This is a genomic window from Kitasatospora sp. Root107 (genome assembly GCF_001424875.1).
GTDB lineage: Bacteria > Actinomycetota > Actinomycetes > Streptomycetales > Streptomycetaceae > Kitasatospora.
The window spans coordinates 87,664-96,436 of sequence record NZ_LMCT01000073.1 but is presented as its reverse complement, the minus strand read 5'-3'; the positions used below and the strand labels follow the sequence as shown (position 1 = coordinate 96,436).

Below are 8,773 nucleotides of genomic sequence, written 5' to 3'. Positions count from 1 at the left end.
GCGCCGCGATGGCCGCCCTGATGGTGGGCGACCTCGACGGCGCGACCGCCGCCAGCGGCCTCACCTTCCCGCCGGACCTGGCCGACGGCCGGATGCTGGGCGTCTGGGCCCGCCGCTACCACCAGATCGGTGACGACCCGTCGAGCGCCGAGTGGGTGACCCGGGCGGTGCTGGCCGACGGCGTGGTGATCGGCGCGGCCGGCTTCCACGGCCCGCCGGACGAGCGCGGCATGGTGGAGGTTGGCTACGGCGTGGCCGAGGGGCGGCGCCGCCAGGGGTACGCCAAGGCGATCCTGGCCGCGCTGCTCCGGCAGGCCACCGCTGAGCCGACGGTGACCGTACTCCGGGCCACCATCAGCCCGGACAACGCCGCCTCGCTGGCCACGGTCGCGGGCTTCGGCCTGGTCCACGTCGGCGAGCAGTGGGACGACGAGGACGGTCTGGAGCTGATCTACGAACTCCCCACCGCAGCCGCGTAGTCGGCGGCCGCCCGGACGAACCGCGAGGCGAGTTCGGGCGCCCCGGCCCAGTGCAGGTGCAGGTACGAGGCGTGCACCGAGCCGCTCACGAAGCCCTCGGTGCATGACCCGGCCGGGCCCCGCCAGCCCCAGCCCGGCGGATCGCCCGCGCCCGGTTCGCAGACCGTCCGGTGGAACTCGTGCCCGCGCAGCCGCGACCCGGTCGGCGCCAGCACGCTGTCGGTGAGCGCGACCGCCTCCCGGTAGCCCAGGGTGAGCCGCTCGGTCATCCGGGCCGTGGTGTTCAGCACACCGCACATCGGCGCACCGTCCAACTCCTGCCCCAGATACAGCAACCCGGCGCACTCGGCGCTGACCGGCGCCCCGGCGGCGGCCAGCGCGGCGATCGAGGCGCGCAGCCCGGCGTTCGCGCTGAGCTCCTTGACGTACATCTCCGGGAACCCGCCGCCGATCACCAACCCGGCTGCCCCAGTGGGGAGTTCAGCCTCGTGCAGCGGATCGAACGGCACCACCTCCGCGCCCGCCGCCGCCAGCAGCTCCGCGTTCTCCGCGTACGAGAACGAGAACGCCGCCCCGGCCGCCAGTGCCACCCGCGGCCGTCCCGCCACCGGCGAGACCTCTTCCGCGGCCGACCACGGCTCGGCATCCAACGGCGGCGCACTGCGCGCCAGTTCGAGCAGCGCATCCAGGTCGACCGAGGCGCCGATCAGCTCGCCCATGTCCCGGACAGCGCGCAGGGCGTCCGCCGAGCGCTCCACGGCCGGGATCAGGCCCAGGTGCCGGGACGGCGTGGCGACGGCGGCCGAACGCCGGACGCAGCCGAGTACCTGCACCCCGCCGCCCTCCTCCAGCGCCTCCCGGAGCAGCTGCTCGTGCCGGTCCGAGGCGACCCGGTTGAGGATCACCCCGGCGAGCCTGACCTCGGGGTCCCAGGAGGCGAAGCCGTGTACCAGCGCGGCCACCGAGCGGGACTGCGAGGAGGCGTCCACCACCAGCACCACCGGTGCCTTGAGCAGCTTGGCTACGTGCGCGGTGGAGGCCAACTCGCCCCGCCCGGCTGCTCCGTCGTACAGGCCCATGACGCCCTCGACCACGGCCACGTCGGCCCCGGCAGCCCCGTGCAGGAAGAGCGGGGCGATCCGCTCGGGCCCGCACATGAAGGCGTCCAGGTTGCGGCCAGGACGCCCGGCGGCGAGCGCGTGGTAGCCGGGGTCGATGTAGTCCGGGCCGACCTTGTGCGGGGAGACCGCCAGGCCGCGCGCGGCGAGGGCGGCCATCAGGCCGGTGGCGACGGTGGTCTTGCCCGCGCCCGAGGAGGGCGCGGCGATCACGAGGCGGGGGATGTTGTTCAACGGGCTACCACTCGATACCGCGCTGGCCCTTGCGGCCGGCGTCCATGGGGTGCTTCACCTTGGTCATCTCGGTGACCAGGTCGGCGAGTTCGAGGAGTTCGTCCTTGGCGTACCGGCCGGTGATCACCACGTGCTGGTTGCCTGGACGGTTCCGCAGCACCTCGACCACCTCGGCCACGTCGACCCAGCCCCAGTGCATGGGGTAGGTGAACTCGTCCAGCACGTAGAAGCGGTACGTCTCGGCGGCCAGGTCGCGCTTGACCTGCTCCCAGCCCTCCTTGGCCGCCTCCTCGCTGGACTCGACCATGTCGGCGGAGCGCTGGACCCAGGACCAGCCCTCGCCCATCTTGTGCCAGTCCACCGTGCCGCCCTCGCCGGAGGCGCCGAGCACCTTGAGCGCGTTCTCCTCGCCGACCTTCCACTTGGCCGACTTGACGAACTGGAACACCCCGACCGGCCAGCCCTGGTTCCAGGCCCGCAGCGCCATCCCGAAGGCGGCGGTGGACTTGCCCTTGCCAGGTCCGGTGTGCACGGCGGTGATCGGCAGCGTACGGCGCTGGCGGGTGGTCAGACCGTCGTCGGGGACGGTCTCTGGCTGGCCCTTCGGCATGGTCAGGCTGCCTTTCGGATCGAAGAGGAGGAGGGCCGGTGCGCGTGCACCAGGGCGGCGACGCCCTCGGCCCGGAGGTCGTCCAAGGTGACGGCGGAGGCGTTCAGTTGGGCCGCCAGTGTGTGCGCGAGGCCGAGCCGGACGTGGCCGGACTCGCAGTCCAGTACGACGCTCGCCACGCCCTGGGCGGCCAGCAGTCCGGCCGCCCGCCCGGCCTGCGGCAGGGCGTCCTTGCCGCCGGTGGCCCGGCCGTCGGTGACCACCACCAGCAGCGGGCGGCGGTGCGGGTCGCGCATCCGCTCCACCCGGAGCGTCTCGTGCGCCCGGAGCAGCCCGGCGGCCAGTGGAGTCCTTCCCCCGGTGGGGAGTTGCTCCAGCCGGGCCGCGCCGACCTCGACCGAGGAGGTCGGCGGCAGCGCCAGCTCGGCGCCGCTGCCCCGGAAGGTGATCATGCCGATCTTGTCCCGCCGCTGGTAGGCGTCCATCAGCAGCGAGAGCACCGCGCCCTTGACGGCGGTCATCCGCTGCCGGGCCGCCATCGACCCGGAGGCGTCCACCACGAACAGCACCAGGTTGGACTCCCGCCCCTGGCGCACCTGTTCGCGGAAGTCGTCCTTGCGCAGCACCAGCGCCCGCGAGTCCCGCCCGCGCGCGGCCTGGTGCGGCGCGGCCGCCTGGAGGGTGGCGCTCAGGTGCAGTCGGCTGAGCTGGCCCTGTGGGCGGCGGGAGCGGATGGTGTGCCCGCCGTCCGTCTCGGCGGGCGAGCGGCGCCCCTGGGCGCCCTTGCCGGTGCCGGGCACCTTGAACAGCCGGGTCCGGTACGGCTCCCCGGCCGTGGCCACCGGCGCCTTCGTGCCGCCGCCCTGCGCCTGCGAGGGCAACTCCGGTTCCCCGGCGGGTTCTTCGGCGGCCGTCGAGCCGTCGGGGGCGTCGCCCTGCGGCTCGGGTGCGCCGCCGCCGTCACCGTCGGGGCCACCGCCGTCCGGGTCCTCGGGGCCTTCGGAGTGCTCGTCCAGGGTGCGGTCGAGCTGCTCCTCGTCCAGCCCCGGAGCGTCGAACGGGTTGCGCCGACGGCGGTGCGGCAGGGCGAGCTGGGCGGCCTTGCGGACGTCCTGCTCGTTCACCTCGGTCCGGCCCTCCCAGGCGGCCAGCGCGATGGCGGTGCGGGCCATCACGATGTCCGCGCGCATCCCGTCCACCTCGAACGCGGCGCAGACGGCGGTGATCTGACGCAGTGCCACATCGGTCAGTACCACGCTGGGCAGCAACTCCCGGGCGGCGGTGATCCGTTCGGCGAGCTCCCGCTCCTCGGCCGCGAACCGGGCCGCGAAGCCGTCCGGGTCGGCGTCGTACGCCAGTCGGCGGCGGACCACCTCGGCCCGCTCGTCCGGCTCCCGGGTGGCGGCGATCTCCACCGTCAGGCCGAACCGGTCGAGCAGCTGCGGCCGCAGCTCGCCCTCCTCCGGGTTCATCGTGCCGACCAGCAGGAAGCGCGCCGCGTGCCGGACCGACACGCCCTCGCGCTCGACGTACGAGCGGCCCATCGCGGCGGCGTCCAGCAGCAGGTCCACCACGTGGTCCTGGAGCAGGTTCACCTCGTCGATGTAGAGCACGCCCCGGTGCGCCTTGGCCAGCAGGCCGGGCTCGTACGCCTTGACGCCCTCGGCCAGTGCCCGCTCCAGGTCGAGCGAGCCGACGATCCGGTCCTCGGACACGCCGACCGGCAACTCGACCAGGTGGGCCGGGCGTCGGTGGCCGTCGACCGAGGCGTGCGGGCCGTCCGGGCACCCCTGGTCGGGGGAGGCCGGGTCGCAGGAGAAGCGACATCCCGGCACGGTGTCGATCGAGGGCAGCAGCCCGGCCAGGGCCCGCACCATGGTCGACTTGGCGGTGCCCTTCTCGCCGCGCACCAGCACCCCGCCGACGGCCGGCGAGACGGCGTTCAGCAGCAGCCCGAGCCGCAGGTCGGCCATGCCGACGATCGCGGTGAAGGGGTAACGCACGTCGGTCATCGGTCGGTCTCCGTAGCTCGGGGTGCCCCGGGTGGGACGAACGGCAGGTGGGCGGGGGCGCCGCCCTCGATCAGCTTCCACAGTGCGTCGGTGTCGGCGTGCTCCTCGATCAGGTCGCCCAGCCGGTCCAGGCGTTCCTCCCGGGCGGCGGCGAAGGACGTGTCCGGCGCCGGGACGAAGGCCCGACCCGCCAAGCCGGCCACCGTACGCAGCAGTTCACGCCGGAAGCCGTCGTTCTCCAGCGCGCCGTGCCAGGTGGTCCCCCACACGGAGCCGACCCGGCAGCCGTCCAGGAAGGGGTCCCCACCCTCGACCGTCACCACGCCGTGGTGGATCTCGTACCCCTCCACCCGCTCGCCGAAAGCCTCGCCGACCGGACGGGCCAGCACCTTCTCCCGGCCGAACACCACCCGGGTCGGCAGCAGGCCGAGACCTTCCACCGTGCCCGCCTTCGACTCCACCTGATCCTCGATCAGCTGACCGAGCATCTGGTATCCACCGCACACCCCGAGCACCGGCAGCCCCGCCGCCGCCCGGGCCTTGAGCACCGGCTCGATCCCGCGCTCGCGCAGCCAGGCCAGGTCGGCCACGGTGGCCCGGGTGCCGGGCAGCACCACCAGATCGGCGTCGGCCAGCTCCTCGGCCCGGGTGGCCCAGCGCACCAGTACGCCCGGCTCCTGGGCCAGCGCATCCAGGTCGGTGAAGTTCGACAGCCTCGGGAAGCGCACCACCGCCACTCGCAGCACGTCGGCCCCGACCGGACCGCGCACCGAACCCTGGTCCACCACCGTGGTCAGGTCGAGCGAGTCCTCGGCGTCCAGCCACAGGCCGGACAGCATCGGCAGGGTGCCGAGCACCGGACGGCCCGTCAGCTCGCGCAGCATCTCAAGGCCGGGCGCCAGCAGGCGCGCATCGCCCCGGAACTTGTTCACGAACCAGCCCGCCACCAGCGCCTGGTCCTCGGCCGAGAGCAGCGCCAGCGTCCCGTACATCGCGGCGAACACCCCGCCCCGGTCGATGTCGCCGACCACCACCACCGGCAGCTTGGCTGCCGTGGCCAGGCCCATGTTGGCGATGTCCCGGTCCCGCAGGTTGATCTCGGCGGGCGAGCCCGCGCCCTCGCAGACCACCACCTCGTACCGGCTGCGCAGGTCGGCCAGGCACTCCAGCGCCCGCTCCAGCAGGACGGGCTTGCGCTCGCGGTAGTCCAGCGCACCGACCTCGGCCACCGCCCGACCGAGCAGCACCACCTGACTGCGGCCGTCCGCGCCGGGCTTGAGCAGCACCGGGTTCATCGCCGCCTCCGGCTCCACCCGGGCGGCCTGCGCCTGCATCGCCTGGGCGCGGCCGATCTCGGCGCCGTCGGCGGTGACGAAGGAGTTCAGCGACATGTTCTGCGCCTTGAACGGGGCCACCCTGACGCCCTGTCGGGCCAGCCAGCGGCAGATGCCCGCGGTGACCACGCTCTTGCCCGCGTCCGAGGTCGTTCCGGCGACCAGCAGTGAACCGCTCACGACTTCCTCCACGAGTAGCACGAGTACAGGGCCCGGCCGGTCACGGTGACCGCCAGCGCCAGGGCTCCGACCCGCCGGGACAGCGCGCAGGCCCGCTCGATGTCATCGACCGTCACCGGCCGCAGCTCGCCGCCGAGTACGGGCCGGTGCTCCACTCGCTCGCCGTACCGGAGCGTGCCGCCCAGCCGCACCCCGAGCGCCCCGGCGAAGGCCGACTCGGCCTGTCCGGCGTTGGGGCTCGGGTGTGACGAGCCGTCACGGCGCCAGACCCGCCAGGCGGTCCGCGGCTCGGCCGCGGCCGCCACGGTGAGCAGTGCGGTCAGCCGGGCGCCCGGCCAGCCCGCCAGGTCGTCCAGCCGGGCCGACGCCCAGCCGAACCGCAGGTGGCGCGGGGAGCGGTGACCGACCATCGCGTCCAGGGTGTTGACGGCCCGGAAGGCGAGCAGTCCGGGTGTACCGGCCAGCGCGCCCCAGGTGAGGGCGTTGACCACGGCGTCGGCGGTGTTCTCGGCGACCGACTCCACCACCGCGCGGGCGATCTGCGGCCCGTCCAGCGCGCTCGGGTCCCGGCCGCACAGGTGCGGCAGCCGCTCCCGGGCGGCCGCCAGGTCGTCCGCCGCCAGCGAGCGGCCGATGGTGCGGGCCTCCCGGGTCAGCGAGGTGCCGCCCAGCACCGTCCAGGTGGCGGCGGCGGCCAGGCAGGCCCGGGTCAGCGGCGCCCGGCGCAGGGCCCGCTCGGCGAGCACCGCCCCGGCCGCGACGGTGCCCACACAGGCGGCGGTGTACGCGGCGCCGGTCGCACGGTGGTCACGCCAGAGGCGGCGCTCCAGCCGGGTGGCGGCGGAGCCGAAGACGGCGACGGGGTGACCCCGACGGGGGTCGGCGAACCGCGCGTCGGCGAGGTAGCCGGCGACGGAACCGAGCAGGAACGGGAGCGCGGGGGTCAGTCGGCGCACGACGGCGACGGGTCGGCTCGGTCCTGGGTGGCCGGCATGGCGTGGGTGTCCTCACTCAGGGTCCGCGCCCTGGATCGACGTACCGGGGGTGAGAGTCTCCTGGCTTCCGGGTCCGACACACCCTCGGGCCTTCCAACAGCCGCCGCAGCGGGCCGTCGTGACCATATGTCGAGAGTGCTCCCCGGTGACAGTGGCGGGACCGCGCCGGACTCGCACCGGCTTCCTCTACTTGCCTCCGTTTGGCTGAAGGATCCCATCACGCGGCCGGACAGGCAGTCAACAACGGGCGCGGAGGGGTTGGTCACACGTCTGTTCGCCCCACCGAGCGAGGCGCTCCCGGGCGGGTGAAGCTGGCCCTGGCGCGGCGTCGGTCCGCGCCCGAACTGGAGGACGGTCATGACCGATCTCGGCAAGCTTCTCGGGGGACTGCTCGGCGGCACGGGCGGAGGCGGGGGAAACCTGCTGGCGATGCTGCTCGGCACACTCGGCGGCGGCCAGGGAGCGGCGGGCGGTCTGGGCGCACTGCTCCAACAACTGACCCAGGGCGGCCTCGGCTCCCAGGCCCAGTCCTGGGTCGGTACCGGCGACAACCACCCGGTCACCGGCGCCGAACTCGCGGCCGCCCTGCCCGACCGCGAGCTGGACGCCCTGGTCGAGCAGTCCGGCCTCTCCCGCGACCAGGTCGCCCAGCAACTCGCCGCCCAGCTCCCCACCGCCGTCGACCAGCTCACCCCGACCGGCGAAGTGCCGACCCCGGCCACCCTCGACGAGCTCTTCGGCAAGCAGAGCTGACGCAGCCGGGCAAGGTGGCACACGCCAGGGGCTCGGGGAACTGCGACGCCGACCTCGGAACAAGGTGATCCTTGCGTAGGTGGTCAGGCACTTTCGCAGTGACCCCGGCGCCAGATCTCCTCGCAGTTCCCCGAGCCCCTGGACCGTAGATTGCTGAGCATCTGCCTACAGCGCAGCCCTGCAACGTGGCTACCTCCGAGTACGGGGGCTGATCAGGCGTCAGCGGCTGTAGGAATCACCAATGCCCCGGCAGGGCGGCCCCAGGGGCTTCGTGTGTTCAGCGGGTGATCGGGCAGCCCGCCCCGGGCCTAGCGTCTGGTGGCATGCGACGAAGACCGCCCGCCCCCACCCCCGTGCCCTTCTCGCCGACTGCGGCGCGGTCCCACCGGGCCGGCCTCGGCCTGACCCCCGATCAGGTCGCCGAAGGGATGGCCGCGCACGGCGTCCGCCTGCTGCCGACGCACGTGATCGGCTGGGAGACCGGTGAGTTCCGGCCGTCCGAGGAGGAGTTCATCGCGCTGGCCCGGGCCCTCTGGTGTCCGCCCGCCCAGCTGATGGGCGCTGCACCGGCCACCCTGCGGGACTTCCGGGTGAGCCGAGAGCTGTCCCAGGACCAGGCCGCCCAACGGATCGGCGTGACCCTCCGGGCGTACGAGCAGGCCGAGCTGACCGGCAAGTGGGGCGGTGACGCCGCTCAGACGTACGCGTTGGCCCACGCGCTCGGCATCGGCCTGCGGATGCTGGTGCACGTGACCCACCGTCAGGACGAGCTCGACCGCTGCCTGCGCCAGTGCGTGGACGGCCGCTGGCAGTCCCAGGTGAAGCCGATCGCCAAGATGGTGCCGGCGCCCCGGCCGGTGCTGGAGCAGGCCCTCGCGGAGCTGCAGGGCGAGTACCTGGTGCCGATGCACTGGGGCTCCTCGCCGAGCCCGGCCGAGCAGCAGCCGGTGAAGCCGCACGCGCAGCGGTTCTGGGAGCTGCTGTCCGGGCACCCCACCGACATCCCGGTCTGACGGACCGTCCGCTCCCAAGACCGTCCGCTCCCGGACGGCCCTGCC

8 protein-coding genes and 1 riboswitch are annotated in these 8,773 nt (G+C 74.0%); of the genes, 3 read left to right on the top strand and 5 right to left on the bottom strand.

Annotated features, from left to right (window positions below; translation table 11 throughout):
* Positions 1-479: GNAT family N-acetyltransferase (locus tag ASC99_RS36030; RefSeq protein ID WP_369825218.1), on the top strand; the 479-nt coding region annotated here is incomplete at its 5' end.
* Here the strand turns inward: ASC99_RS36030 and ASC99_RS36025 are convergent.
* The 5 genes from ASC99_RS36025 to ASC99_RS36005 are packed head-to-tail and all read right to left on the bottom strand — an operon-like array spanning position 452 to position 6,914.
* Positions 452-1,831: a cobyrinate a,c-diamide synthase gene (locus ASC99_RS36025; RefSeq protein ID WP_057240207.1), complete on the bottom strand. Its 1,380-nt coding sequence runs from the start codon at positions 1,829-1,831 to the stop codon at positions 452-454. The genes ASC99_RS36030 and ASC99_RS36025 overlap by 28 nt on opposite strands.
* Positions 1,832-1,835: 4 nt before the next feature.
* Positions 1,836-2,441: a cob(I)yrinic acid a,c-diamide adenosyltransferase gene (gene cobO / locus ASC99_RS36020; protein WP_057240205.1), complete on the bottom strand. Its 606-nt coding sequence runs from the start codon at positions 2,439-2,441 to the stop codon at positions 1,836-1,838.
* A 2-nt stretch (positions 2,442-2,443) separates the two neighbouring features.
* The gene (locus tag ASC99_RS36015) at positions 2,444-4,453 is read right to left on the bottom strand and encodes a putative cobaltochelatase (RefSeq protein WP_057240204.1); all 2,010 of its coding nucleotides are present in this window, start codon (positions 4,451-4,453) and stop codon (positions 2,444-2,446) included.
* The gene (locus tag ASC99_RS36010; RefSeq protein WP_057240202.1) at positions 4,450-5,967 is read right to left on the bottom strand and encodes a cobyric acid synthase; all 1,518 of its coding nucleotides are present in this window, start codon (positions 5,965-5,967) and stop codon (positions 4,450-4,452) included. The genes ASC99_RS36015 and ASC99_RS36010 overlap by 4 nt, the downstream gene beginning before the upstream one ends.
* Complete coding sequence (locus ASC99_RS36005) at positions 5,964-6,914, bottom strand: cobalamin biosynthesis protein (protein ID WP_082598930.1); 951 nt, start codon at positions 6,912-6,914, stop codon at positions 5,964-5,966. Before ASC99_RS36005 ends, ASC99_RS36010 begins: the two co-directional genes overlap by 4 nt.
* Before the next feature lie 81 nt (positions 6,915-6,995).
* A riboswitch (cobalamin riboswitch) is annotated at positions 6,996-7,196 on the bottom strand.
* Between the two features lie 123 nt (positions 7,197-7,319).
* Here ASC99_RS36005 and ASC99_RS36000 point away from each other — a divergent pair.
* Together ASC99_RS36000 and ASC99_RS39265 are read left to right on the top strand one after the other, a co-directional pair.
* A complete protein-coding gene (locus ASC99_RS36000; RefSeq protein ID WP_057240201.1) occupies positions 7,320-7,715 on the top strand; it encodes a YidB family protein in 396 nt (131 codons plus the stop codon).
* A gap of 323 nt (positions 7,716-8,038) precedes the next feature.
* A complete protein-coding gene (locus tag ASC99_RS39265) occupies positions 8,039-8,728 on the top strand; it encodes a helix-turn-helix transcriptional regulator (protein WP_157531971.1) in 690 nt (229 codons plus the stop codon).
* Positions 8,729-8,773 lie beyond the last annotated feature (45 nt).

Bases quoted from the DNA above. Each gene is read 5' to 3' on its own strand.
- ASC99_RS39265 (WP_157531971.1), top strand. From the start codon at position 8,039: ATGCGACGAAGACCGCCCGCCCCCACCCCCGTGCCCTTCTCGCCGACT.
- cobO (WP_057240205.1), bottom strand. From the start codon at position 2,441: ATGCCGAAGGGCCAGCCAGAGACCGTCCCCGACGACGGTCTGACCACC.
- ASC99_RS36015 (WP_057240204.1), bottom strand. From the start codon at position 4,453: ATGACCGACGTGCGTTACCCCTTCACCGCGATCGTCGGCATGGCCGAC.
- ASC99_RS36000 (WP_057240201.1), top strand. From the start codon at position 7,320: ATGACCGATCTCGGCAAGCTTCTCGGGGGACTGCTCGGCGGCACGGGC.